This is a genomic window from Streptomyces sp. NBC_01013, assembly GCF_045162765.1.
Classification (GTDB): domain Bacteria; phylum Actinomycetota; class Actinomycetes; order Streptomycetales; family Streptomycetaceae; genus Streptomyces.
Window position 1 is genome coordinate 7,942,312 of record NZ_CP108687.1, and the last position, 24,501, is coordinate 7,966,812.

The 24,501-nt window shown below is 70.6% G+C and carries 17 protein-coding genes and 1 pseudogene; 9 read left to right on the forward strand and 9 right to left on the reverse strand.

The window, feature by feature from the left end; all coding sequences use genetic code 11:
* Positions 1–144: 144 nt before the first annotated feature.
* Both OG538_RS34410 and OG538_RS34415 read left to right on the forward strand, forming a co-directional pair.
* Complete coding sequence (locus tag OG538_RS34410; RefSeq protein ID WP_406099523.1) at positions 145–1,440, forward strand: MFS transporter; 1,296 nt, start codon at positions 145–147, stop codon at positions 1,438–1,440.
* 132 nt (positions 1,441–1,572) lie between these two features.
* Entirely contained in the window at positions 1,573–2,118 is a 546-nt protein-coding gene (locus OG538_RS34415; RefSeq protein WP_406099524.1) for a DUF1697 domain-containing protein, read from the forward strand.
* 160 nt (positions 2,119–2,278) lie between these two features.
* Here the strand turns inward: OG538_RS34415 and OG538_RS34420 are convergent.
* Positions 2,279–2,465 (reverse strand): annotated as a pseudogene (locus OG538_RS34420) (winged helix-turn-helix domain-containing protein); the annotation flags it as partial.
* Positions 2,466–2,471: 6 nt separating this feature from the next.
* On the reverse strand, positions 2,472–4,409 hold the full coding sequence (locus OG538_RS34425) for a discoidin domain-containing protein (protein WP_406099526.1): 1,938 nt from the start codon (positions 4,407–4,409) through the stop codon (positions 2,472–2,474).
* Between the two features lie 186 nt (positions 4,410–4,595).
* On the opposite strand from OG538_RS34425, the gene OG538_RS34430 reads away from it, so the two are divergent.
* On the forward strand, positions 4,596–5,609 hold the full coding sequence (locus OG538_RS34430) for a LacI family DNA-binding transcriptional regulator (RefSeq protein ID WP_406099527.1): 1,014 nt from the start codon (positions 4,596–4,598) through the stop codon (positions 5,607–5,609).
* A 30-nt stretch (positions 5,610–5,639) separates the two neighbouring features.
* Here OG538_RS34430 and OG538_RS34435 read toward each other — a convergent pair whose 3' ends face one another.
* Positions 5,640–7,568, reverse strand: a complete 1,929-nt coding sequence (locus OG538_RS34435; RefSeq protein ID WP_406099528.1) for an ABC transporter permease — start codon at positions 7,566–7,568, stop codon at positions 5,640–5,642.
* 79 nt (positions 7,569–7,647) lie between these two features.
* Positions 7,648–8,043 carry a helix-turn-helix transcriptional regulator gene (locus OG538_RS34440; protein ID WP_359142053.1) on the reverse strand — a complete coding sequence of 132 codons (396 nt, stop codon included), beginning with the start codon at positions 8,041–8,043 and terminating at the stop codon, positions 7,648–7,650.
* Between the two features lie 140 nt (positions 8,044–8,183).
* On the opposite strand from OG538_RS34440, the gene OG538_RS34445 reads away from it, so the two are divergent.
* Together OG538_RS34445 and OG538_RS34450 are read left to right on the forward strand one after the other, a co-directional pair.
* A complete protein-coding gene (locus OG538_RS34445; protein WP_406099530.1) occupies positions 8,184–9,689 on the forward strand; it encodes an MFS transporter in 1,506 nt (501 codons plus the stop codon).
* Between the two features lie 9 nt (positions 9,690–9,698).
* Positions 9,699–10,730, forward strand: a complete 1,032-nt coding sequence (locus OG538_RS34450; protein ID WP_406099532.1) for a glutathione S-transferase family protein — start codon at positions 9,699–9,701, stop codon at positions 10,728–10,730.
* A 6-nt stretch (positions 10,731–10,736) separates the two neighbouring features.
* On the opposite strand, the gene OG538_RS34455 is transcribed toward OG538_RS34450, so the two are convergent.
* Positions 10,737–11,237: a tetratricopeptide repeat protein gene (locus OG538_RS34455; protein ID WP_406099533.1), complete on the reverse strand. Its 501-nt coding sequence runs from the start codon at positions 11,235–11,237 to the stop codon at positions 10,737–10,739.
* Between the two features lie 160 nt (positions 11,238–11,397).
* On the opposite strand from OG538_RS34455, the gene OG538_RS34460 reads away from it, so the two are divergent.
* From OG538_RS34460 to OG538_RS34475, 4 genes are all read left to right on the forward strand, one after another.
* Positions 11,398–13,620 (forward strand): NADP-dependent isocitrate dehydrogenase, encoded by a 2,223-nt coding sequence (locus OG538_RS34460; protein ID WP_406099534.1) that lies wholly within the window; start codon positions 11,398–11,400, stop codon positions 13,618–13,620.
* A gap of 341 nt (positions 13,621–13,961) precedes the next feature.
* On the forward strand, positions 13,962–15,692 hold the full coding sequence (ctaD, locus tag OG538_RS34465) for a cytochrome c oxidase subunit I (RefSeq protein ID WP_406099535.1): 1,731 nt from the start codon (positions 13,962–13,964) through the stop codon (positions 15,690–15,692).
* 29 nt (positions 15,693–15,721) lie between these two features.
* A complete protein-coding gene (locus OG538_RS34470; RefSeq protein ID WP_406099536.1) occupies positions 15,722–16,066 on the forward strand; it encodes a hypothetical protein in 345 nt (114 codons plus the stop codon).
* 134 nt (positions 16,067–16,200) lie between these two features.
* Positions 16,201–17,565 (forward strand): NAD(P)/FAD-dependent oxidoreductase, encoded by a 1,365-nt coding sequence (locus tag OG538_RS34475; protein WP_406099538.1) that lies wholly within the window; start codon positions 16,201–16,203, stop codon positions 17,563–17,565.
* A gap of 17 nt (positions 17,566–17,582) precedes the next feature.
* Here OG538_RS34475 and rho read toward each other — a convergent pair whose 3' ends face one another.
* The 4 genes from rho to mutA form a co-directional block, all read right to left on the reverse strand.
* Positions 17,583–18,725, reverse strand: a complete 1,143-nt coding sequence (gene rho, locus OG538_RS34480) for a transcription termination factor Rho (RefSeq protein ID WP_406099540.1) — start codon at positions 18,723–18,725, stop codon at positions 17,583–17,585.
* A gap of 488 nt (positions 18,726–19,213) precedes the next feature.
* Positions 19,214–20,221 (reverse strand): methylmalonyl Co-A mutase-associated GTPase MeaB, encoded by a 1,008-nt coding sequence (gene meaB / locus OG538_RS34485; RefSeq protein WP_406099541.1) that lies wholly within the window; start codon positions 20,219–20,221, stop codon positions 19,214–19,216.
* A 12-nt stretch (positions 20,222–20,233) separates the two neighbouring features.
* The gene (gene scpA / locus OG538_RS34490) at positions 20,234–22,447 is read right to left on the reverse strand and encodes a methylmalonyl-CoA mutase (protein WP_406099542.1); all 2,214 of its coding nucleotides are present in this window, start codon (positions 22,445–22,447) and stop codon (positions 20,234–20,236) included.
* Positions 22,447–24,303, reverse strand: a complete 1,857-nt coding sequence (gene mutA, locus OG538_RS34495; protein WP_406099543.1) for a methylmalonyl-CoA mutase small subunit — start codon at positions 24,301–24,303, stop codon at positions 22,447–22,449. The genes scpA and mutA overlap by 1 nt, the downstream gene beginning before the upstream one ends.
* Positions 24,304–24,501 lie beyond the last annotated feature (198 nt).

Consider the following 24,501-nt stretch of genomic DNA (forward strand, 5'->3'; position numbering starts at 1 on the left):
ACCACCGTAGGACGCCGGAGGTCCCGTGCGAAGAACCGCACGGGTTCCCTCGTGCGCGATGTCCCCGGGGCGGCCGGAAAATGACAGGCCCTCCCGGCGCCCGGACGCATACCGTCGGGGCCGGGCCGATCGAGGAGCGCGCGCATGGCTGCAGGTGAACCGTCGGAATCGGCGGAGAAGGGGACGACGACGGGCGAAGGGGAGCCCGCCGCCCTTTCGCTCCGGAGAAACCCCGCGTACCGCGTGTTCCTGGTGATCCAGGCTCTGTCGGCCCTCGGGGACTCCTTCTCGTACGTCGCCATTCCGCTCCTCGTGCTGCACAGCACCGGGTCGGTGGTGCAGATGGGGATCGTCACCGGACTCACGGGAGTCGCCTCGATCGTCACGGGGGTGTTCGCCGGTGTGATCGCGGACCGGTTCGACCGCCGGCGGCTCCTGATGATCAGCGACGGTGCCCGCTGTCTGCTCTACGCACTCATCCCGTTGGTCTGGCTGTTCGCGACTCCGATCTGGCTCGTCTGCACGATCGTGCCGGTCGTGGGCGTCTTCTCCATGCTCTTCCAGGTCACCTATGTGACCGTTGTCCCGGCCATCGTGGCGCCGGACCAGATCGCCAGAGCCAACGGGCATCTCTTCGCCACCTTCGCCGTCGCCGGAGTCGCCGGCCCGGCACTCGCGGGCTTCGTGGCCGCGGCCGCCGGTCCGGCCGCGGCCATCGGCATCGACTCGGTCACCTTCGCGGTCTCCGCCATCGGTGTTCTGTTCGTCAGGATCCGCACGACTGTGTGCGTCGACGCGGACAGGGCCGGACGCGGCGCGGTGCGGCGGGAGTTCCTGGCCGGAGCACGGTTCCTCTGGGCTCATCCGGTGCTCCGTCCCCTGACCGTGCTGCTGTCGTTGCTGACCTTCCTCACGTACGGGATGACGGATCTCGTCATCTATTTGCTGAAGCACGACCTCGGCCACCGTGACTCCACGGTCGGCTACGTGCTGGCGGCCGGCACGGTCGGCACGTTCATCGCCTCCGCCGTGGTCGCCCGGGTCCGGGCGCGGATGGGGTTCGGGGCCAGCTGGATCGCGGCCTTCGCGCTGGCCGGCGTGGCAGTCGCCTGCATGGGGCTGTCGCGGAGCGTGCCGGTGATCGCCGTCCTGATGACCGTCAACGTCCTGTGCACCGGTGTCGCGGGCATCTCCTCCATGTCGCTCCGTCAGGAGGTGACGCCCAGCCGGCTGCTGGGAAGGGTGACAGCGACGTTCTGGACCATCCACTCGGCCCTCGGTCCGCTGGGCGCGGCCGCTGCCACGGCGGCCGCGGCGGGTTTCGGGGTCACCCCCGTCTTCGTCGGCGTGGGCGTCGCGGTGCTGTGCATCGCGTTGGCGGGCACGGCCACCGGCATCGCGCAGTCGTCGCCCGAGCGGCCGCTCGGGAGTGCGGCGTGACCCGGCCGCGAATCCGCCGGACGGCGCGCGGGCCTGCCGCCTCCCCGCCGAACGGCGCGCGGGCTACGCTGGCGGGCGCCGACGGAGGCGCCCCTCCTCCTGCTGACAGCTTTTGCGGACAGGTGATCTGATTTGCTGTACATCGCGTTCCTGCGCGGAATGAACGTGCCGGGCCGTTCGGTGAAGATGGAGTACCTGCGCAGTCTGTTCACCGACATGGGGCTCGACTCCGTACGCAGCTACATCCAGAGCGGAAACGTCTTCTTCGAGTCCGACGAGACGGACCGGGCCGTGCTCGGTGCCCGGATCGGCGGCCATCTTGCCCAGGCGCTCGGTTACGAGGTCGCGGTCTGCCTGCGTACGGTGCCGGAGCTGGAGGCGCTGATCGCGCTCGACCCGTTCAAGGGCGTCACGGTCACCGACGACCTGCGCTGCTGTGTGGTGTTCACGACCGAGCGGATCGATCCGGATCTCGTGCTGCCGATGCTCTCTCCGAAGAAGGACATGGAGATCATCGGGCACACCGGGTACGACGCCTTCGTCGTCTGGTACCTCATCAAGGGCAAGGCGCCCGCCGCCAAGGGCTTTCAGGAGCGCGTCCTGGGCCACGACGCGACGACGCGCTTCTTCCACACGGTCGTGAAGATTCTCGACGCGGCCAAGAAGGGCGCGACCTGACGGGCGGGCGTCGTCAGGACGTGGTGTCCGGGCGGTTTTCCGCGAGCCGTGACGACCGCCCTGACAGTCGTGGAGGGTGTGCCCTGCCCCGGCTCCCCGGCCCGGAGGGGCGTTCGGGGAGCCGGGACAGGGCCCTTCCGGGGAAGGTCCCTTCGCGACGTCAGGTGCGCAGGCCGAGCGGGTCGGACATGGCGGCCACGACGAGCGGGGCGACCTGGTGGTGGACCCCGCGCCCCCGCGCCGTTCGAAGATCATCAGGCCGGCCTCGCCCAGCCCCTTCAGGTGCGGGGACACCGTCGGCCGGGAGACGCCGACGTCGCGGAGGTCCCCACGCATGCCTCGCCACCCGGGGATCAGCGATACAGACGCACGTCCGCGAGACTCCACCAGCTGTCGGAGGTGCCCGTCTGGGTCACGCGCAGGTAGCGGGCGCTGGTGCGCGGCAGGTCGACGGTGGTGAGCTGGCCGGTTCCCGCGCCGCTTCCCACGGTCCGCCAGTGCCTGCCGTCGTCGCTGACCGACAGCTGCCAGCCACGCGCGAAGTCGCCTGGATTGTCCCCGCTGTCGATCGCCACCCGGCGGAACGTGGTGCGACGGGCGAGGTCGAGCTGCACGTACTGCCCGGGGGCCTGTGCCGTACCGGCGCTCCACCGGGTGGAGCCGTCGGCGTCGGTGGCGAGCCCGGCCGCGCCCTCACCGGCGGGCTGCGCCGTGGCGGTGGCGTGGTCCAGCGGTACGGAGTGCAGGAGGCCGCGGGGCGCCACCGACTTGGGCCAGGTGAACGTCGCCAGAGCTCCACCCGGCAGGGTGTAGTCGAACGACTGGTCGCCGACCGCCACGGTGAAGGAGCGCGGGGCGTCGTTCTCGTTGTGCACGACCAGGGCGGTGGACCCGTCCGGGTTGCGGAACGCGACATCGGTCAGCTGCCCGTTCCAGCCCGTGGTGCCGTAGTTGGTGCTGGCGATGCGAGTGGCTCCGGGCTTCACGAACTTCGACAGATGGCCAATGGTGAACAGCTCGGCGTTGGGGGTCACGGTGCCGTCGGGCTGGACGGTGAGCAGTGCGGTGCAGGTGTCGCAACCGCCGTTGTGCGGACCGCCGTCGGCCTCCAGTACGAGATTCCAGTCGGCGACGGACCTGGCCCAGTTGCGGGTGGTGCCGACCGTGATCGTGCGGGCGTGCCAGGTGAGTGTGGAGCGGAAGAACTGGGCGGGCGTGTCGGCTGCGCCGTGCGAGCCCGAGCACTCGGTGAACCAGATGCCCTTGTCCGGATGCGCCTCGTGCAGCGCGGTCTGCGCGCTGGGGTCCCCGGAGTAGCAGTGATACGCGGTACCCGCGATCCACCGGGCGGCGGGGTCGTCGAGCAGTTGGTACGGGTAGTCGGTCTCCGGGTCCTCGCCCAGCCGGTCGGCCGTGGCGATGTCGTCCGGGTGGGTGCTCCAGTTGTGGTCGTACGCGAGGATCTTGGTTCGCGGGCTGGCCCGGTGCAGCAGGGGACCGAGCGCCTCGATGATCCGTGCCTCCTGCCGGACGGGCATGTCGGTACCGGGGTAGGCGCTGGGGGCGCGGTTCTGCGGCTCGTTCTGCACGGTCAGATAGTCGACGGGCACGCCTGCCGCGGCGTAGGCCTGCACGAACTTCACCAGGTAACGGGCGTACGCGCGGTAGACAGCGGGATCGTCCTTGAGGTGCCCGCCCACCAGTGAGCCGTTGTCCTTCATCCATGCCGGGGGACTCCACGGCGTGGCCATCACGGTCAGCTGCGGATTCAGCTTGCGCGCCTGCCGGAGCAGGGGCAGGACCTGCTGCTCGTCGTGGGCGATGCTGAAGTGCTTCAAGGCGAAGTCGCTCTGCCCCGCGGGCATGTCGTCGTACGTGTAGTGGCCGGGCGAGGCCGTGAAGTCGGAGGAGCCGACGGGCTGGCGCAGGAAGCTCACGCCGATGCCCTGCTCCGGATCGAAGAGCTGCCGCATGGCGGCGTCCCGGTCCTTGGCCGGAAGCTTGCTCAGCACCGCGGCCGAGGAGTCGGTGAGCGCGCCGCCGAACCCGTCCATCCGCTGGTAGTTCTGCGTCGGGTCGACGGTGATGGTGGTCCGGTCCGAGCCGCCGGGGTGGAAGGCGACCGGAGTCCGCCGCCGCATGTGCTCGGCGCCGTCGGCCGAGGTCACCCATACCTGCGCCTGCGGATCAGGGTGCCGGGAGGGGGCGTGGGCCGGCGACGCGGTGGCCGGCAGACAGGTCAGGCAGAGTGCGGCGGCCGTGACGGCCGACGCGCCGAGGGCGCGTCTCATGGTGGTTCTCCTCGCTGACGTTCGTTGACGGCTGCGCCGGAACCCACCATTCATGAAACAGAATGAAACGTGCGAGTAACGCGGCGCCTCACAGGAAAGCCCTGCCCTCGGGGGTTGTCAAGGCTTCGGTTCCGCACAGTCAAGGGGCGCGATAGGCTGCGTAGATGAAACGGAACTCTGTAACAAGTGGCTAGGCCGGCGGGGTCCCAGGTGACGGTGCGGATGATCGCCGCCGAGGCGGGCGTCTCGATCGCGACCGTGTCGCGCGTGATGAGCGGGCAGGCCCGGGTGACGCCCGGCACGCAGGAGCGCGTCCGGGCGGCGGCGGAACGGCTGGGGGCCGCGCCGCCGACGCGGCGCGGCAGTGCGGAGGGTGCCGTCTTCGTGCGGTGCCCCTATCTGCTCACCGACTACTTCGGTGTGATCGTCTCCTCGATCGCCGAGGCCCTGGACGTACACGGCAGGCGGATGGTGCTCAGCGCGGGCGATGCCGCCCGGGAGCGATCGGTGATCCCCGGCCTGGCGGCCGACCCGGCCGTGGCCGGTGCCCTGCTGATCCTGCCGCCGGAGCCCGGCACCGAGCTGGAGGAACTGCGCGGGCAGGGCCTGCCGTTCGTGGTGGTGGATCCCCGCACCACGCTGCCCGGCGACATCGCCTCCGTCTCCGCGGCTCATCTGGCCGGAGCCAGGGACGTGACCGCGCACCTGGCCGGTCTCGGGCACCGGCGCATCGGGTTCATCGGCGGCCCGGCCGAATGGCTGGCCTGCCAGGCGCGTCTCGCGGGTCACCGCTCGGCGCTGGCCGACGTCGGCGTGCTGCCCGACCCGGAGCTGCTGCGCAGCATCGAGCCCACCGCCGACTGGGGGTACGTGGCGGCGCGCGAACTGCTCGGTCTGCCCGAGCGCCCGTCCGCGCTCGTCGCGTTCAACGACAAGGCGGCGGTCGGGGCGCTGCGAGCGGCTTACGAGCGCGGGCTACGGGTGCCGGACGACCTGTCGATCACCGGCTTCGACGACACCGACCTGGGCCGCAGCACGGTCCCCCGGCTCACGACGGTCCGTCAGCCGGTCCAGGAGATGGGACGGATGGCGGTGTCCCTGCTGATCCGGCTGCTGGACGGGCACGCGGTGGATGCCCCGCACGTGGAACTGGCCACCCAGCTGGTGGTGCGGGACTCCACAGGGCCGGCTCCGGCCTGACCGCGGGCACCACTTCCGGCCCGCCCCCACTCACAGCGGGACGACGGTCGCCTCGGTGGCCTTGACGCCGGTCCACACCGACACCCCGTCGGCGAGGCCGAGTTCGGCGGCGGCCTGCGGAGTGATCTCCGCGACGAGGTCCGGAGCCTGTTCCGAGGTGACCAGGACCCGCAGCCGGCTGCCGCTGGAGGTGATCTCCCGGACCGTTCCGGGCCAGACGTTACGGGGGCTGCCGCCGGGCTTCTCGCGATGGACGGAGACGGCCTCCGGCGCGATCACCGCGAGCGCGGGGGCGCCGGCGGGCAGGGGCTCCGCCACGACGAGCCGGCCGCCGCCGGCCAGGTCGAGCCCTTCCGAGGTGGTCGTGCCCTGCCAGGCGTTGCGGCCCAGCATCCGGGCGACCCACGGGGAGCGGGGATGACGGGTCACCTCGGCCGGCGGCCCGTCCTGCAGGGCGCGGCCGTCGTCGAGGACGAGGACGCGGTCGGCGAGGGACACCGCCTCCACGGGGTCGTGGGTGACGATCAGACAGACACCCCCGAAGCCGTCGAGGTGGGTGCGCAGGGTGTGCCGCACCTGACCGCGGGTGGTCTGGTCGAGTGCGGCCAGGGGCTCGTCCAGGAGCAGCAGCCGGGGCCGGGCGGCGAGAGCCCGGGCAAGGGCGATGCGCTGCGCCTGGCCGCCGGAGACCTGGGACGGACGGCGCGCGGCGAGGTGGCCGACACCGAGCCGGTCGAGCCACTCCTGGGCGCTGCTGCGGGCCTCGCGGCGCGGCACCCCTCGGGCACGGAGCCCGTAGGCGGTGTTGCCGAGGGCCGAGAGGTGGGGGAAGAGCGCGCCGTCCTGCGGCACCCAGGCGACCCCGCGGCGGTGCGGGGGGAGGTCGCCGACGTCGATGTCCCCGAGGCGCAGCCGGGCCCGGGAGCGCGGGGTGAGGCCGAGCAGTGCCCGCAGGAGCGTGGTCTTGCCCGCACCGTTGGGTCCGACGACGGCGATGGTGGTGCCGGGTCCGGCGGTGAGCGTCAGGTGGTTGAAGCCGGTGACTTCGGTGTGCAGCGGCCACTCCTCCCGCACCGCAGCCTCGTGGGGGCCCGCCGGCACAGTGACCGGCTCCGGCTCCTCGGCGGTGGGCTCCGGGGGGCGGACGCGACGGGCCGGGGTCCCCGTCCAGCGGCCGCGCAGTGCGATCAGCACCACCATCGCGATGGCGAGCAGCAGCAGTGAGACGGAGGTGGCGGCCTCCGGGGACTCCTGGAGGAGCAGATACACCTGGAGTGGCAGGGTCTGGGTGGTCCCCGGGAGGTTGCCCGCGAAGGTGATGGTCGCACCGAACTCGCCGAGTGCCCGGGCCCAGGTCAGTGCGGCTCCGGCGGCGAGCCCCGGCGCGACCATGGGCAGGGTGACCGTGAGGAACACCCGCAACGGCGAGGCGCCGAGGGAGGCGGCCGTCTCCTCGTACCGGGAGTGCAGCCCGCCCAGCGCTCCTTCGAGGCTGATGATCAGGAACGGCATGGCGACGAACGTCGCCGCGAGGACCGTACCGGAGGTGTGGAACGGGAAGGTGAGACCGAAGGTGTCCTCCAGCCACGGGCCGAGGAGCCCGCGGCGGCCGAAGGCCAGCAGGAGGGCGACACCGCCCACGGTCGGTGGCAGCACCATCGGCAGGAGCACGAGCGAACGGACGAACGCCTTGCCGGGGAAGTCCGTCCTGGCCAGCAGCCAGGCCAGCGGAACACCGAGGACGAGGGAGAGGCCCAGCGACCAGAACGAGACGACGAGGGAGAGCCTCAGCGCCTCGGTCGTGCCCGGACTGCCGAGATGGCTCCTCACGTCGCCCCAGGAAGTACGGGCGAGGATCCCGATCAGCGGCATCATCAGGAACGCGATGGCGAGCAGCGCGGGGATCGCCAGGGCGATGGGGGTACGAGGGCCCGCCGGGCGGCCGCGGAGACGTTTCATCGTGGGTTCCTGGGCTTCTTCGGTGAACGGGCCGCCGGTGACGCACGCACGATGCCGGGCGCGCGGACGGGAGAGCGGGTCAGGTGCGGTCGATGTGCACGCTGGTCGACTTCACGCGCGCGGTTGCCGTCATGCCGACCTCCAGCCCGAGCTCCTCGACCGCCTCCCGGGTCAGCAGCGACACGAGCCGGTGCGGACCGGCCTGGATCTCGACCTGGGCCGCCACGTCCCCGAGCTTGACCGCGGTGACGATGCCCGGGAAGGCGTTGCGTGCCGAGGTGTACGAGACCTCCTCCTCGCCCGTGCCGTTCTGGGCGACCTCGACGGAGAACGCGGCCAGGTCACGGCCGTCGATGAGGCGGCGGCCGCCCTCCTCGCGATGGGTGGCGACACGGCCGGCATCCGCCCAGCGCCGCGCGGTGTCCGGGCTGACGCCGAGCAGACGGGCGGCCTGACCGATGGTGTAGGACTGCATATGCCGCACTCTAGGTCAAATAAAGTTGCATATGCAAGCTTTTCTCGGGTAGTGAGCGTCGCCGCGCAGCAGGGCCATCCGGTGGGCCGGGTGGCCCTGCCCGGATGAGGAATCGAGGCGTGCGCCCTAGGGTGCGAGCCATGGCAGACAGCGCGGGGAATCGGGGTCCGGCGGGGCGGGAAGCGGGTTCCGCCGCCGGACCGGACACCCCCGACCCCCGGCGGTGGCAGGCGCTCGCGGTCTGTCTGGTCGCGGGCTTCATGACCCTCCTGGACGTGTCCATCGTCAACGTGGCCCTGCCCTCCATCAAGGAAGGGCTGCACACCCCGGAGTCCGACCTGCAGTGGGTGCTCTCGGGGTACTCCCTCGCCTTCGGTCTCTTCCTGATCCCCGCCGGGCGCCTCGGTGACGCCCGAGGGCGCCGCGAGGTCTTCATGACCGGGCTGGTGCTCTTCACCCTGTCGTCCGCCGCCTGCGGCGCCGCCCAGTCCAGCACCTGGCTGGTGGTCGCCCGACTGGTCCAAGGGCTGGCCGGCGGTATGGTCTCGCCGCAGATCTCCGCCCTCATCCAGCAGATGTTCTCCGGGCGCGAGCGGGGCCGGGCCTTCGGCATGTTCGGCACGGTGGTCGGCATCTCCACCGCCGTCGGCCCGTTGCTGGGCGGACTGCTCATCCAGGCGGCCGGGGCCGAGGAGGGCTGGCGGTGGGTCTTCTACGTCAACCTGCCGCTCGGGTTCGTCTGCCTCCTGCTGGCGCGGCGGCTGCTGCCGGACACCCCCTCCGCGGGCCCGGTGCGGCTGCGAGACCTCGACCCCCTCGGGGTCCTGCTGCTGGGCGCGGGGGTGCTCGCCCTGCTGCTGCCGTTCGTCCAGGCCCACCAGTGGCCGGGCAACGGGAAGTGGCTGCTCCTGTTGGTCGCCGCCGCACTGCTCGCCGCGTTCGTCGCCTGGGAGTCCCGGTGCGGACGCCGCGGCACCCAGCCGGTCGTCGACCTCAGACTCTTCCGTGTCCGCTCCTACTGGCTGGGCTGTCTGCTCATCCTGCTGTACTTCGCCGGATTCACCTCGATCTTCTTCATCACCACCCTCTACCTCCAGAGCGGGCTGCACTACACCGCCCTGCAGGCGGGCCTGGCGATCACCCCGTTCGCCCTCGGATCCGCCGTCGCCGCGGGCCCCGGCGGCAGGCTCGTCGGCCGGTACGGACGCCCCCTCGTCGTCGTGGGGATGTCCACCGTGGCGGTCGGCCTGGCCGCCACCGCACTCGCCGTCCACCTGGTGCCCGGCAGGGGTGCGGGCTGGGCGATGGCCGCCCCTCTGCTGCTGGCCGGCCTGGGGAGCGGACTGGTCATCGCCCCCAACCAGACGCTGACCCTGTCGCAGGTGCCGGTGGCCACGGCGGGAAGCGCCGGCGGCACCCTGCAGACCGGGCAGCGCGTCGGCTCCGCGATCGGGATCGCCGCGGTGGGCTCGGTGTTCTTCGCCCAGGTCGGCTCCGGGGCCTGGTCCACCGCCTACGACCACGGGCTCATCGTCTCCGTCGCCTTCGTGCTGGCCGGACTCCTCGTGGCGCTGGCCGACGTGGGCGGGTCCCGGCGGGGCAGAAGCCGTACACAGCAGTCCGCACCCTCACCGGCGGACCCCTAAGGAGATGCGATGAACGACGCCGACGGCACCGCACGGGACGGCAACAGTTCGTACGGACACAAACCCTTCAAACGCTCCCGCAGCCACTTCGCCGACCGCATCACCGCCGACGGGCGCGACGGCTGGCCCGTGGAGGCCGGCCGCTACCGCCTCGTCGTCAGCCGCGCCTGCCCCTGGGCGAGCCGCGCCCTGGTCTCCCGCAGGCTGCTGGGCCTGGAGGGCGCCCTCTCCCTCGCCGTCGCCGACCCGCTCCAGGACGACCGCAGCTGGCGCTTCACCCTGGACCCGGACGGCCGGGACCCGGTGCTCGGCATCCGCTATCTGAGCGAGGCGTACGACGCCAGGGAGCGCGGCTACCCCGGCGGCGTCAGCGTCCCCGCGATCGTCGACGTCCCCACCGGCAGGCTCGTCACCAACGACTACCAGCAGATCACCCTGGACCTCGCCACCGAATGGGCCGCGCTGCACCGCCCCGGCGCGCCCGACCTCTACCCGGAGCCGTTGCGCGAGGAGATCGACGAGGTGATGGAAGGGATCTACCGCGACGTCAACAACGGCGTCTACCGGGCCGGGTTCGCCGACGAGCAGAGCACGTACGAGAGTGCCTACGAGACGCTCTTCCGCCGCCTCGACCAGGTGTCGGAACGACTGACGGACCGGCGCTACCTGGTCGGCGACACCATCACCGAGGCCGACATCCGCCTCTTCACCACACTGGTGCGCTTCGACGCCGTCTACCACGGCCACTTCAAGTGCAACAGGTCCAAACTGGCCGAGGACCCGGTCCTGTGGGCCTACCTCAGGGACCTCTACCAGACCCCCGGATTCGGGGACACCGTCGACTTCCACCACATCAAGCAGCACTACTACCGCGTCCACACCGGTATCAATCCCACCGGCATCGTGCCCGTCGGGCCCGATCTGTCGGGGTTCCTGACCCCGCACCACCGCGAGGAGCTGGGTGGCCGGCCGTTCGGTGACGGCACCCCGCCCGGCCCCGTACCGGCGGGGGAACACGTCCCCCCGCGGCACCGGCCCTGAGCGTGGCTACTCCGTCTCGTCCAGGTGATCGGCATAGTGCTCGATCGCCGGGCGGTACGCCCGGATCCGGGAGTCCGCGGCGGTGGCCGCCGTGACCTTGAGCAGTGTGCTCACCGCCTCCCGCGCCTCGCCGAGGTTGTACAGCGTCATGGCGAGGAAGGTGCGCAGGGCGGCATCGTCCGTGAACTCCGCCAGTCCGCGGCGCAGCACGGCGCCCGCCTCCTCGTACCGGCCCAGGACGCGCAAGGTGCTGCCGAGTCCCAGGAAGGCCCCGTGCCGGTCCTCGTCCGTGAGTCCCGTGCCGTCCAGTGCCCGCTCGTAGAACGGCACCGCCTGCGCCTCCAGGCCGAGCGAGTCATGTGCCCACGCCGTCTGGTAGGCGATTCCGGCGTGGCCGGTATGGCCGGCGGCCAGGCTCAGCAGCCGTTCGTGCGCCTGCGGCGTCCGCGCTTCGCGCAGCCGCACGGCCTCTGCCAGTGCCTCGTCGTGCTCGCTGTCCGTGCCCATGCCGCCGCACGCTGCCAGGCCTGTGCGGGAACCGCAAATTCGCCGTGCGGGGGCGGTACGGCCGGTTCCGGGCTGGACGGGGCGGGGCCCTGTCGAGACAGTGGCGATCACGAGATATCTTGATGTCAAGCAATGTTGCAGACGTGGAGCGGAGCACAGGGTGACTGACTCGACCATCATCTATACACACACCGACGAGGCCCCGGCCCTGGCGACGTATTCGTTCCTGCCCGTGGTCGAGGCCTATGCCTCGAAGGCCGGGGTCACCGTGGAGAGCCGGGACATCTCCCTGGCGGGCCGGATCATCGCCAGTTTCCCCGACCGCCTCCAGGAGAACCAGCGCATCGACGACGCTCTCGCCGAGCTGGGCGCGCTGGCCACCACACCCGGCGCGAACATCATCAAGCTGCCGAACATCTCGGCCTCCATCCCGCAGCTGAAGGCCGCGATCGCCGAGCTCCAGGAGCAGGGCTACGCGCTTCCTGACTACCCGGACGACCCGCAGAGCGACGAGGACAAGGACGTCCGCGCCCGCTACGACAAGGTCAAGGGCAGCGCGGTCAACCCCGTCCTGCGTGAGGGCAACTCCGACCGCCGCGCCCCCGCGTCGGTCAAGAACTACGCCAAGACCCACCCGCACCGCATGGGCGCCTGGACGGCCGACTCGAAGACGAACGTCGCCACCATGGGCGTCGACGACTTCCGCTCCACCGAGAAGTCCGCCGTGATCGCCGAGCCCGGCTCGCTGCGCATCGAGCTGGTGGGCGACGACGGCACCACCACGGTGCTGCGTGAGTCCGTACCCGTGCTCGCCGGTGAGGTCGTGGACGCGGCCGTCATGCGCGTCGCCGCTCTGCGTGAGTTCTTCACCGCGCAGATCGCCCGGGCCAAGTCCGAGGGCGTTCTGTTCTCCGTCCACCTCAAGGCCACGATGATGAAGGTCTCCGACCCGATCATCTTCGGCCACGTGGTCCGGGCCTTCTTCCCGAACACCTTCGCCAAGTACGGCGACGTCCTCGCCGCCGCGGGCCTCACCCCGAACGACGGCCTCGGCGGCATCCTCAAGGGCCTCGACTCGGTGCCCCACGTCGGCGCCGAGATCAAGGCGTCCTTCGAGGCCGAGCTCGCCGAGGGCCCCGCCCTGGCGATGGTCGACTCCGACAAGGGCATCACCAACCTGCACGTCCCCAGCGACGTCATCGTCGACGCCTCCATGCCGGCCATGATCCGCACGTCCGGCCACATGTGGGGCCCGGACGGCCAGGAGGCCGACACCGTCGCCGTCCTGCCGGACAGCAGCTACGCCGGTGTCTACCAGGTCGTGATCGACGACTGCCGTGCGCACGGCGCCTTCGACCCGTCGACCATGGGCTCGGTGCCCAACGTCGGTCTGATGGCGCAGAAGGCCGAGGAGTACGGCAGCCACGACAAGACCTTCGAGATCCCCGCCACGGGCACGGTGCGAGTCGTCGACACTGCCGGCAACACCGTCCTGGAGCAGGCCGTGGGCGCCGGTGACATCTTCCGGATGTGCCAGACCAAGGACCTGCCGATCCAGGACTGGGTCAAGCTTGCCGTCACCCGCGCCCGCGCGACCGGCAACCCGGCCGTCTTCTGGCTCGACGAGGGCCGCGCCCACGACGCGCAGCTCATCGCCAAGGTCAAGACCTACCTGGCCGACCACGACACCGACGGTCTGCAGATCGAGATCATGACGCCGGAGGAGGCCACCGCCTTCTCCCTGGAGCGCATCCGCCGCGGCGAGGACACCATCTCGGTGACCGGCAACGTGCTGCGTGACTACCTCACCGACCTGTTCCCGATCCTGGAACTCGGCACCAGCGCGAAGATGCTCTCCGTCGTGCCGCTGATGAACGGTGGCGGTCTGTTCGAGACGGGCGCCGGCGGCTCCGCGCCCAAGCACGTCCAGCAGCTCGTCAAGGAGGACTACCTGCGCTGGGACAGCCTGGGCGAGTTCCTCGCCCTCGCGGTCAGCTTCGAGCACCTCGCGCAGACCACGGACAACGCGCGCGCCCAGGTCCTCGCCGACACGCTGGACCGTGCGACCGCCACGTTCCTGAACGAGGACAAGTCGCCCAGCCGCAAGCTCGGCGGCATCGACAACCGCGGCAGCCACTTCTACCTGTCCCTGTACTGGGCGCAGGAGCTGGCGCAGCAGAGCACCGACGCGGAGCTCGCGACGGCGTTCGCCCCGCTCGCCAAGACGCTGGCCGAGCAGGAGCAGACCATCGTCGGCGAACTGATCGCGGTCCAGGGCAAGCCCGCCGACATCGGTGGCTACTACCAGCCCGACCCGGCCAAGGCCGCAGCCGTCATGCGTCCGTCGGCCACGTTCAACCAGGCGATCGCGAGCCTCGCCTGATGTGACACGGCGCGGACGGGCAGGGGGCCGTACCTCTTCCCGGTCCGTTCGCCACTGACGACTCCGCCCCGGCCCGACGTTCCGTCGAGCCGGGGCGGAGTCGTTTTCGGCACGGTTCCCCCGCGGCCGGTTTCACCCGGCCGCCGATGGACCGGGGGACGCCCTGACGAGTGAAAGTGACGCCGAGGCGGGCGCCGGGCCACCCTCGGTGGGCCCGTGGCTGGTTTGCTGCAACCGGAAACACGCGCGACGCGCGGGGAGGGCCGTTCGGCCGACCCGCTGGAGCGGCGCCACGCCGGGTGCGCAGCCCACCCGCGGATGACAACCGAAGGAGCGTCCCAGTGACGACGACGGGCACAGCAGAGCCGACGGACGAAGAGGAGTTTTACGCCAACGAGCTTCCGGTACGCAGCAAGGAGCCGGGTAACGTCGTCGTCAAGTGGCTGACCACCACCGACCACAAGACGATCGGTTCGCTGTACCTGGTCACTTCGTTCGCGTTCTTCATCGTCGGCGGTCTGCTCGCGCTCGTGATGCGAGCCGAGCTGGCCCGCCCGGGCACGCAGATCGTCTCGAACGAGCAGTTCAACCAGGCGTTCACCATCCACGGCACCATCATGCTGCTGATGTTCGCCACGCCACTGTTCGCCGGGTTCACCAACTGGATCATGCCGCTGCAGATCGGCGCGCCCGACGTGGCGTTCCCGCGGCTGAACATGTTCGCGTACTGGCTGTACCTCTTCGGCTCGCTCCTCGTGGTGGCCGGCTTCCTCACCCCGAACGGCGCGGCCGACTTCGGCTGGTTCGCCTACAGCCCGCTGACGGACGCGGTCCGTTCGCCGGGTATCGGCGGCGACATGTGGATCATGGGTCTGGCCTTCTCCGGCTTCGGCACGATCCTCGGTTCGGTCAACTTCATCACCACGATCATCTGCATGCGCGCACCCGGCATGACGATGTTCCGCATGCCGATCTTCGTCTGGAACGTCCTGCTGACCGGTGTCCTGGTCCTGCTGGCCTTCCCGGTGCTCGCGGCGGCGCTCCTGGCGCTGGAGGCGGACCGGAAGTTCGGCGCACGCGTCTTCGACGCGTCCAACGGCGGCGCGCTGCTCTGGCAACACCTCTTCTGGTTCTTCGGTCACCCGGAGGTGTACATCATCGCGCTCCCGTTCTTCGGGATCGTCAGCGAGATCATCCCCGTCTTCAGCCGCAAACCGATCTTCGGTTACATCGGCCTCGTGGCCGCGACGATCTCCATCGCAGGCCTCTCCGCGACCGTGTGGGCGCACCACATGTATGTCACCGGGGGCGTACTCCTGCCGTTCTTCTCCTTCATGACGTTCCTCATCGCGGTCCCCACCGGGGTGAAGTTCTTCAACTGGATCGGCACGATGTGGAAGGGCTCGCTGTCCTTCGAGACACCGATGCTCTGGTCCATCGGCTTCCTCGTCACGTTTCTCTTCGGTGGTCTGACCGGTGTCATCCTGGCCTCGCCGCCCATGGACTTCCACGTCTCGGACTCGTACTTCGTGGTCGCGCACTTCCACTACGTCGTCTTCGGCACCGTGGTGTTCGCGATGTTCGCCGGATTCCACTTCTGGTGGCCGAAGTTCACCGGCAAGATGCTCGACGAGCGGCTCGGGAAGATCACCTTCTGGACGCTCTTCGTCGGCTTCCACGGCACGTTCCTGGTGCAGCACTGGCTGGGCGCCGAGGGCATGCCGCGTCGTTACGCGGACTACCTGGCCTCGGACGGTTTCACCGCGCTGAACACGATCTCGACGATCTCCTCGTTCCTGCTCGGCCTGTCGATGCTCCCGTTCTTCTACAACGTCTGGAAGACCGCCAAGTACGGCAAGGAGATCGAGGTCGACGACCCGTGGGGCTACGGCCGGTCGCTGGAGTGGGCGACCTCCTGCCCGCCGCCGCGGCACAACTTCGTGACCCTGCCCCGGATCCGTTCCGAATCCCCGGCGTTCGACCTGCACCATCCCTCCGTACGCGATCTCGACGAGGCCGCGAACCGTGGTGACCGCTCCGCGACGGTGGCGCCGGGGGACAGGCAGAGGTGAGGAGGAGCGCCGAGGGAGAGGAGAGACGCATGGGTCACGATCCCGAGAAGGACAGCGCGCGCGGCCTGGCCCAGATGGAGGGCTATCTGCTGTGGAACGCCGAGGTCGAGGCGGCGCGCCGCTGTGCCCGCCGCTTCACGGACGAGCTGCCGTGGCTGACGACGGCCCAGCGCGAGGACGTGGAACGGGTGTACGTGGCCGACCGGGCCGCCGCCTCGCGGGCGATGCTCGTACGCGTGTCGATCCGCGCCGCCGAACTGCGCGGCGAGTACAGCGAGCGCTATCGCCGGCTCAGGGCGCGCTGCGTCGCCGCCGCGGTGGTCGCGAGCACGGCAGGAGGCGCCTGCACCGCCTGGACGTACCTGGCCAGATGAGCCGCCCGAGATCGTCCGTTCTGCCCGCCCAGCAGGCGGACCCGCGCCCGTGTCGTAAAGATGAGAGGTGACGGACGCGTGTGACGGGGCAGGCGAACGGACGACCGTGCAGACCCCGAGAAGGGACGAACACTGTGGCACGACCCAGGATTCTCGTTGTCGGAGCCGGATTTGCCGGGGTCGAGTGCGTACGCCGTCTGGAGCGCGGGCTCCGCCCGGGCGAAGCGGACGTCGCGCTCGTCGCCCCGTTCTCGTACCAGCTCTACCTGCCCCTGCTGCCGCAGGTCGCTTCCGGCGTCCTCACCCCGCAGTCGGTCGCGGTGTCACTGCGACGGAGCAGCCGCCACCGCACGCGCATCATTCCCGGCGGGGCCATCGGAGTGGACCCCAAGGCGAAGGTCTGCGTCATCCGCAAGATCACCGACGAGGTGGTCTACGAGCCGTACGACTACATCGTGCTCAGTCCGGGCAGCGTGACTCGCACCTTCGACATCCCCGGCCTGCTCGACAACGCCCGCGGGATGAAGACGCTGGCCGAAGCGGCGTACGTACGTGACCACGTGATCGCGCAGCTCGACCTCGCGGACGCCAGCAGCGACGAGGAGGAGCGGGCCTCCCGGCTGCAGTTCGTCGTCGTCGGAGGCGGGTACGCGGGAACCGAGACGGCGGCTTGCCTCCAACGCCTCACCAGCAGCGCGGTGAAGCACTATCCGCGGCTCGACCCGAAGCTGATCAAGTGGCATCTGATCGACATCGCCCCGAAGCTGATGCCCGAGCTGGGCGACAAGCTCGGCGAGAGCGCGCTGAAGGTGCTGCGTGAACGCGGCATCGAGGTGTCGCTGGGGGTCTCCATCGCCGAGGCGGGCGTCGACAAGGTGACGTTCACCGACGGCCGGGTACTGCCCTGCCGCACGCTGATCTGGACGGCGGGTGTCACCGCGAGCCCGATCGTCACCACCTTCGACGCCGAGACGGTGCGCGGCAGGCTGGCGGTGACTCCGGAGATGAGCCTGCCCGGTTTCGACGGCATGTTCGCCCTCGGGGACGTGGCTGCCGTGCCGGACCTGGCGAAGGGCGACGGCGCGGTCTGCCCGCCCACCGCCCAGCACGCCATGCGCCAGGGACGCCTGCTCGCCGACAACCTGCTGGCCACTCTGCGGCATCAGCCGCTGCGGCCGTACGTCCACAAGGATCTCGGGCTCGTCGTGGACCTCGGCGGCAAGGACGCGGTCTCCAAGCCGCTCGGCATCGAGATGCACGGGATCACGGCCCAGGCCGTGGCCCGTGGCTACCACTGGTCGGCGCTGCGGACCAATGTCGCCAAGGCGCGTGTCATGGCCAACTGGCTGATCAACGCAGCGGCGGGCGACGACTTCGTCCGTACGGGCTTCCAGTCCCGCAAGCCCGCGACCTTGCGGGACTTCGAGTACACGGACAGCTATCTCACCCCGGAGCAGGTCCGTGAGCACACCGCCTCGCTGAACGCCCGGATGAAGTGAACCGGCGCCCGGGCCCGTCAGGCCGACGGCACGGTGGTGCGGATCAGGCGGAGGAAGGCGGTGTTGTCCTCGGTGTGCCGCATCCGGTCCAGCAGGGTCTCCAGGGAGGTCTGGGCGTCCCGGGAGTGCAGGGCTCGGCGCAGCTGCCGCACAGCCGTCAACTCCTCTGCCGACACGAGGAGTTCGTCGCGGCGGGTACCGGAAGCGGCGATGTTCACCGCCGGGTGGATGCGCTTCTCGGCCAGTGAGCGGTCGAGCCGGAGTTCCATGTTGCCGGTGCCCTTCAGCTCTTCGAAGAAGTACTCGTCGGCCCGGGAGCCGGTCTCGACGAGTGCGGTGGCCAGAATGGTCAGGGAACCGGCCTCCTCGGTGAGGCGGGCGGCTCCGAAGAGTCGCTTGGGGCCTATCAGGGCCGCGGCGTCCACCCCGCCGCTGAGGGTGCGCCCGCCGTTGCCGGCGGCGTTGTTGTGCGCACGGCACAGCCGTGTGAGCGAGTCCAGCAGGATGACGACGTCGCGGCCCTGTTCGACGAGCCGTTTGGCACGTTCCAGAGCGAGATCCGCGAGGGCGATGTGCTCCTTGGCGGCCCGGTCGAAGGTGGAGGCGTAGACCTCGCCGCGCACCGAGCGGCGCATGTCGGTGACCTCCTCGGGACGCTCGTCGAGGAGAACGACCATCAGAGGGGAATCGGGGTGGTTCTCGGACACGGCGGCCGCGATCTGCTGGAGCAGGACAGTCTTTCCCGTCCTGGGCGGTGCGACGATCAGCCCGCGCTGACCCTTGCCGATCGGCGCGACGAGATCGACGATGCGCGTCGAGTGGCCGCCGGACGACGTCTCCAGGCGCAGCCGCTGCCGGGGGTGGAGCGGGGTGAGGTCACGGAAGTGCGGACGGCCGCGCAGAGACTGCGGGAGCAGTCCGTTCACGCGGGCGACGGTGCTCAGGGCGCGGGGCCGGTCGCAGACACCCTCGACGGCATCGCCCCTGCGCAGGCCGTACCGGCGGATGAGCGCTACGGGGACGTGTACGTCGGCGGGGGCGGGGTGGCCGCCCGCGGAGCGCAGGGAGCCGTGCCCCTGCTGCGCGATGTCGAGGATGCCGGCGGCGGCGGTGGGCGCGGGCCGGGTGGTGGATACGGGGTGTTCGAGCGTGGTGGTCATGCGGGGTGGTCCTTTCGCGGACATGCGAATGAAGGGCCCGGCAGAGACAGGGGCGGAGAGTTCACGCCCCGGACGACGGGCAGGAAAGGCCGGTGGGAGTACCCGAATCGGCCGAAGGAGACCATGCGATGACGCTGGATCGCCGGTCGGAAACGACGGGCGCATCAGCGTGGGGATGGTGAATCGGTACTGGAGCCTGAATGGGCGGCATACACAGGTACCGATGGCAATGTAGCACGGCCGCGCGGCTCCGGTGGCCGACACGGTGCGACCGGTGACCTCACCCCCGCGGCGGACCCCGTGGCGGTGGGGGAGGGGGCGCCCTCCGGGCTCTTCCCCCTCCGGAGCCACCTATCGGCATCTCGTGACCCCGGCCCGTCCCCGCCGAGGCCCGGCGACGACCCCGCGTGCCCTGCGGCCGAGGGGGCGACGGCACACGCCGGACCGCCGTGCGTTCACGCCTTCACGCGGGAGGGCCAGGGGCGCGATCAGTCACGTCCGGTCGTCGGACTCCCGTCCCGGAACACCTCCAGGATCCGCTCGGCGGCCAGCGTCGCGGGCAACGACCCCTCCCGTACGCGCAGTTCGAGCTCCGGCGCGAGAGCACGCACTCCGGGATGGCTGCGCAGACTCCCCAGCAGCTCGTCGCGCACCATCGTCCACGTCCAGTCGACCTGTTGCTCGCGCCGCTTCGCCGCGAGCCTGCCGGTCGACTCCAGCAGTGTCCGGTGCTGCTCCAGGCTCTCCCACAGGGTGTCCAGACCGCTGGACTCACGGGCGCTGCAGGTCAGCACCGGCGGGGTCCAAGCGGCGTCCGCGGGGTGCATCAGCCGCAGGGCGCCCGCCAGTTCGCGTGCCGCGGAGCGGGCGTCGCGCTCGTGCGGGCCGTCGGCCTTGTTCACCGCGATGGCGTCCGCCAGCTCCAGCACGCCCTTCTTGATGCCCTGGAGCTGATCACCCGTGCGGGCCAGCGTCAGCAGCAGAAACGTGTCGACCATGTTGGCGACCGCGGTCTCCGACTGGCCGACCCCGACCGTCTCCACCAGCACGACGTCGTAGCCGGCCGCCTCCATGACCACGACGGACTCCCGGGTCGCCTTCGCCACCCCGCCCAGCGTGCCGGCGGTGGGGGAGGGCCGGACGAACGCGGCCGGGTCCACCGCGAGCCGCTCCATCCTGGTCTTGTCGCCCAGGATGGAGCCGCCCGTACGACTGGAGGACGGGTCGACGGCCAGGACCGCGACCCGGTGCCCGAGCCCGGTGAGCATCGTGCCGAGGGCGTCGATGAACGTGGACTTGCCGACTCCGGGCACCCCACTGATGCCGATGCGGCGGGCGTTGCCGGAATGCGGCAGCAGTTCGCGCAACAACTGCTGTGCCAAGGCGCGGTGATCGGGCCGGGTGGACTCGACGAGAGTGATGGCGCGCGCGATGTGCGCACGCTTCCCGTCGAGCACCCCCTTCACATAGCTGTCGAGATCGATCGTCGGGGCCATGGGTTCAGCGGCTCACAGCTCGTGACCGAGTTCGTGACCGAGTGAGGCGCCGAGACGCGTCACCAGGTCGTGGGCAGCGTCCGGGATCACCGTTCCCGGCGGGAACACGGCCGCCGCGCCGGCCTCGTGCAGCGCGTCGATGTCCTGCGGCGGAATCACCCCACCCACCACGATCATGATGTCCTCGCGGCCCTCGGCCGCGAGTTCCTCACGCAGCGCGGGGACGAGGGTGAGGTGGCCGGCGGCCAGGGACGAGACGCCCACGATGTGCACATCCGCCTCGACCGCCTGACGGGCGACCTCACCCGGCGTCTGGAACAGCGGACCGACGTCCACGTCGAAGCCGAGGTCGGCGAAGGCGGTCGCGATCACCTTCTGGCCGCGGTCGTGCCCGTCCTGGCCCATCTTGGCGACCAGGATGCGCGGACGCCGTCCCTCCGCCTCCTCGAACGCGTCGACCAGTGTGCGGGTGCGGTCCACGGACGGCGACTCCCCTGCCTCGTTGCGGTACACACCGGAGATCGTACGGATCTGGCCCGCGTGCCGGCCGTACACCTTCTCCAGCGCGTCCGAGATCTCGCCCACGGTCGCCATCGCGCGCGCCGCGTCGACGGCCAGCGCGAGCAGGTTGCCCTCGAGGCCGGGGCCCGGCGCCCGCCCGGCGGCCGCCGTCAGCGCGTGCAGCGCGTCCTGGCAGGTCTGCTCGTCGCGCTCCTCGCGCAGCCGCCGCAGCTTCTCCAGCTGCTGGGTGCGCACCGAGGAGTTGTCGACCTTGAGGACGTCGATCTTCTCGTCGGTTTCGACGCGGTACTTGTTGACGCCGATGACGGGCTGGCGTCCGGAGTCGATGCGTGCCTGGGTGCGGGCGGCGGCCTCCTCGATGCGCAGCTTGGGGATGCCGGCGTCGATGGCCTTGGCCATGCCGCCCGCCGCCTCGACCTCCTCGATGTGCTGCCAGGCCCGCCGCGCCAGGTCGTAGGTGAGCTTCTCCACGTACGCGCTGCCGCCCCACGGGTCGATGACCCGTCCCGTGCCGGACTCCTGCTGGAGGAGCAGCTGGGTGTTGCGGGCGATGCGTGCGGAGAAGTCGGTGGGCAGCGCGAGGGCCTCGTCGAGGGCGTTGGTGTGCAGCGACTGGGTGTGGCCCTGGGTGGCGGCCATGGCCTCGACGCAGGTACGGGTGACGTTGTTGAACACGTCCTGCGCGGTCAGCGACCATCCGGAGGTCTGCGAATGGGTGCGCAGCGACAGGGACTTGGCATTCTTCGGCTCGAACTCCCTGACCAGCTTGGCCCACAGGAGCCGGGCCGCCCGCAACTTCGCGATCTCCATGAAGAAGTTCATGCCGATCGCCCAGAAGAAGGACAGCCGTGGTGCGAACGCGTCGACGTCGAGGCCCGCGTCGCGTCCGGCCCGGAGGTACTCCACGCCGTCGGCCAGGGTGTAGGCCAGTTCCAGGTCGGCCGTGGCTCCGGCTTCCTGGATGTGGTAGCCGGAGATGGAGATCGAGTTGTAGCGCGGCATCTTCTGTGAGGTGTAGGAGAAGATGTCGGAGATGATCCGCATCGAGGGCTTCGGCGGATAGATGTAGGTGTTGCGGACCATGAACTCCTTCAGAATGTCGTTCTGAATGGTCCCGGCCAGCTTCTCGGGCGCAACGCCCTGTTCCTCGGCGGCCACGATGTACAGCGCGAGGACGGGCAGGACGGCGCCGTTCATCGTCATCGACACGGACATCTTGTCCAGCGGGATGCCGTCGAACAGCTGGCGCATGTCGTAGATCGAGTCGATCGCGACACCCGCCATGCCGACGTCACCGGTCACCCGCGGGTGGTCGCTGTCGTAGCCGCGGTGGGTCGGCAGGTCGAAGGCGACCGAGAGGCCCTTCTGCCCGGCCGCGAGGTTGCGGCGGTAGAAGGCGTTGGACTCCTCGGCGGTGGAGAACCCGGCGTACTGCCGGATCGTCCAGGGCTGGTTCACGTACATCGTCGGATACGGGCCCCGCAGATACGGCGCCACCCCCGGATACGTACCGAGGAAGTCGATTCCCTCCAGGTCCTGGCCGGTGTAGAGCGGCTTGACCGCGATGCCTTCCGGGGTCTCCCACAGCAGGTCGCCGTCGGAGCTCCCGGAGGACTCCTTGACCGCGGCACGCCACTGGTCCTCGGTCACCTCGGCGCCGCCGCCCGGCCCGAGCTCGATGTCGGAGAAGTCGGGGATCCCCATTACGCCACACCCATACGGTCGAGAACGGAAGAGAGCACGGCCACCACGTCACAGCCGGCGAAGACGTACTCGTCGACACCCGTGTACCCACCGGGCCGGCCCGCCAGGTACACCCGCCGCGCACCGGCCGCGACGAGCGCCTCGGCGACCTCCCCGGCCCGTTCGGCGTAGAGCGCGTCACTGGAACACAGACAGACCACGTCCGTTCCCGCGGCGGCGAGTGCCGCGGCCGCCGTGGAGGCGTCCACCTGGACCGGCTCGTGAACGGGTTCGATGCCGCCCGCCTGGAACAGGTTCGCGGCGAACGAGGCGCGCGCGGTGTGCGCCGCGGCGGGACCGAGCGCGGCGAGGAACACCCGCGGCCGGGCGCCGGTCGCCGCCAGATGGGCGTCCGAACGGGCACGCAGCGCCTCGAAGGCCTCGTCGCGGCGGACCACCGGAAGGCCGCCCGGCGCAGCGGCGACCGGCATCGGTTCGCGCTCCACCGGGCGCTCCGCGAGCTGCGGGAACTCGCTGACTCCGGTGATCGGCTCCTTGCGCCGCGCCAGGTCCTTGCTGCGGGCGGCCCAGGTGACCGCGATCCGGTCGGCGACCATGCCCGAGCCGAGCGCCGCGGCCTGACCGCCGGCCCGCTCGATCTCCTGGAAGAAGGCCCAGGCGGCGTCCGCGAGCTCGTCCGTCAGCCGCTCCACGTACCAGGAACCCCCCGCCGGGTCGATGACCCGGGCCAGATGGGACTCCTCGAGCAGGATCGTCGACGTGTTGCGGGCGATACGCCGGGCGAACGCGTCGGGCAGCCCCAGCGCGTGGTCGAAGGGCAGTACGGTCACGGCATCCGCGCCGCCGACGCCCGCGCCCAGACAGGCCAGCGTGGTCCGCAGCATGTTCACCCACGGATCGCGTCGGGTCATCATCACCGGCGACGTCACCGCGTGCTGGCGCTGCGCCCCGGCCTCGGGCGCCCCGCAGACCTCGGCGACCCGCGCCCACAGCCGGCGCGCGGCCCGCAGTTTGGCGATCGTCAGGAACTGGTCGGCCGTCGCCGCGTACCGGAACTCCAGCTGGGCGCAGGCCTCCTGCACACCGAGTCCGGCTTCGCCCAGCGCCCGCAGATAGGCGACGCCGGTGGCCAGCGAACTGCCCAGCTCCTGAGCGGCCGAGCCGCCGGCCTCGTGGTAGGGCAGCGCGTCCACGGTCAGGGCCCGCAGTCCGGGGAACTCCGCCGCGCAGCGCTTCGCCCAGTGCACGGCGGAGGCGAGGTCGGCCTCGCCGCCGGTGCGGGCGGCCTGCGCCAGCGGGTCGGCCCCCAGGCTCCCGCGCACAGCGTCCGCCGGTACGCCACGCTCCGCGTAGAGCCGCAGCAACTCCGTTGCCGCAGCGTCGAGTTCGTCACCAGCATCGAGCACGAGCGGTGCCAGATCGAGGTGGACGCCCTCCAGCGCCCGCGCAAGACCGGAGACCGGCACGCCGCCGGCGCCGCCGACGGCCAGCCACAACGAGGTGGCACCGTTCTCCAGGTCGCCGAGCAAGGCCTCGTTGAGCCGGACGGGATCTGTCGACGCGTGCCTCTGCCGTACGCCCCAGCCCCCCGCCGTACTGCCCTGCGGTGTGCTGCCGCGGGTGAACGGGGCGAAGCCCGGGAGACCGGCATCGGGCGCGTCGTCGCGCGAGGTGTAGAGGGGGCGGGTGATGAGCCCGTCCTCCACCGTGGTGGACAGTGCTTCCTCGGCGGCCGAACCCGAAACGTCCTTGCCCGACTTGCGCAGCACACCTTCGACGAGGCTCTGCCACTGCTCGTGGGCGGGGTCAGGGAATTCGGCGGCCAACGAAAGCCCGTCAGCAGGCAGGACCGTCATGCCCAGATGCTAGGACAGGTCTCAGATGGGCAGCAGAGGCTCGGCCTGTGACCTTGCCCTCTCCGAACGCACTTGATCCTTTACGTACGGTCGCGTAATCGCGTCGGTCGCCGACGCTTGGCGGTTCCTCCATTGGGTCTGGCGTTTACTCCATAGATCCATCAGTCTCATTGCAGATGCCAGGCCAAACCAAATATT

Bases quoted from the DNA above. Each gene is read 5' to 3' on its own strand.
- OG538_RS34440 (WP_359142053.1), bottom strand. From the start codon at position 8,043: ATGCAGTCCTACACCATCGGTCAGGCCGCCCGTCTGCTCGGCGTCAGC.
- OG538_RS34445 (WP_406099530.1), top strand. From the start codon at position 8,184: ATGGCAGACAGCGCGGGGAATCGGGGTCCGGCGGGGCGGGAAGCGGGT.
- scpA (WP_406099542.1), bottom strand. From the start codon at position 22,447: ATGGGGATCCCCGACTTCTCCGACATCGAGCTCGGGCCGGGCGGCGGC.
- rho (WP_406099540.1), bottom strand. From the start codon at position 18,725: ATGACCACCACGCTCGAACACCCCGTATCCACCACCCGGCCCGCGCCC.
- OG538_RS34470 (WP_406099536.1), top strand. From the start codon at position 15,722: ATGGGTCACGATCCCGAGAAGGACAGCGCGCGCGGCCTGGCCCAGATG.
- OG538_RS34410 (WP_406099523.1), top strand. From the start codon at position 145: ATGGCTGCAGGTGAACCGTCGGAATCGGCGGAGAAGGGGACGACGACG.
- OG538_RS34450 (WP_406099532.1), top strand. From the start codon at position 9,699: ATGAACGACGCCGACGGCACCGCACGGGACGGCAACAGTTCGTACGGA.
- mutA (WP_406099543.1), bottom strand. From the start codon at position 24,303: ATGACGGTCCTGCCTGCTGACGGGCTTTCGTTGGCCGCCGAATTCCCT.
- OG538_RS34435 (WP_406099528.1), bottom strand. From the start codon at position 7,568: ATGAAACGTCTCCGCGGCCGCCCGGCGGGCCCTCGTACCCCCATCGCC.
- OG538_RS34425 (WP_406099526.1), bottom strand. From the start codon at position 4,409: ATGAGACGCGCCCTCGGCGCGTCGGCCGTCACGGCCGCCGCACTCTGC.
- OG538_RS34455 (WP_406099533.1), bottom strand. From the start codon at position 11,237: ATGGGCACGGACAGCGAGCACGACGAGGCACTGGCAGAGGCCGTGCGG.
- meaB (WP_406099541.1), bottom strand. From the start codon at position 20,221: ATGGCCCCGACGATCGATCTCGACAGCTATGTGAAGGGGGTGCTCGAC.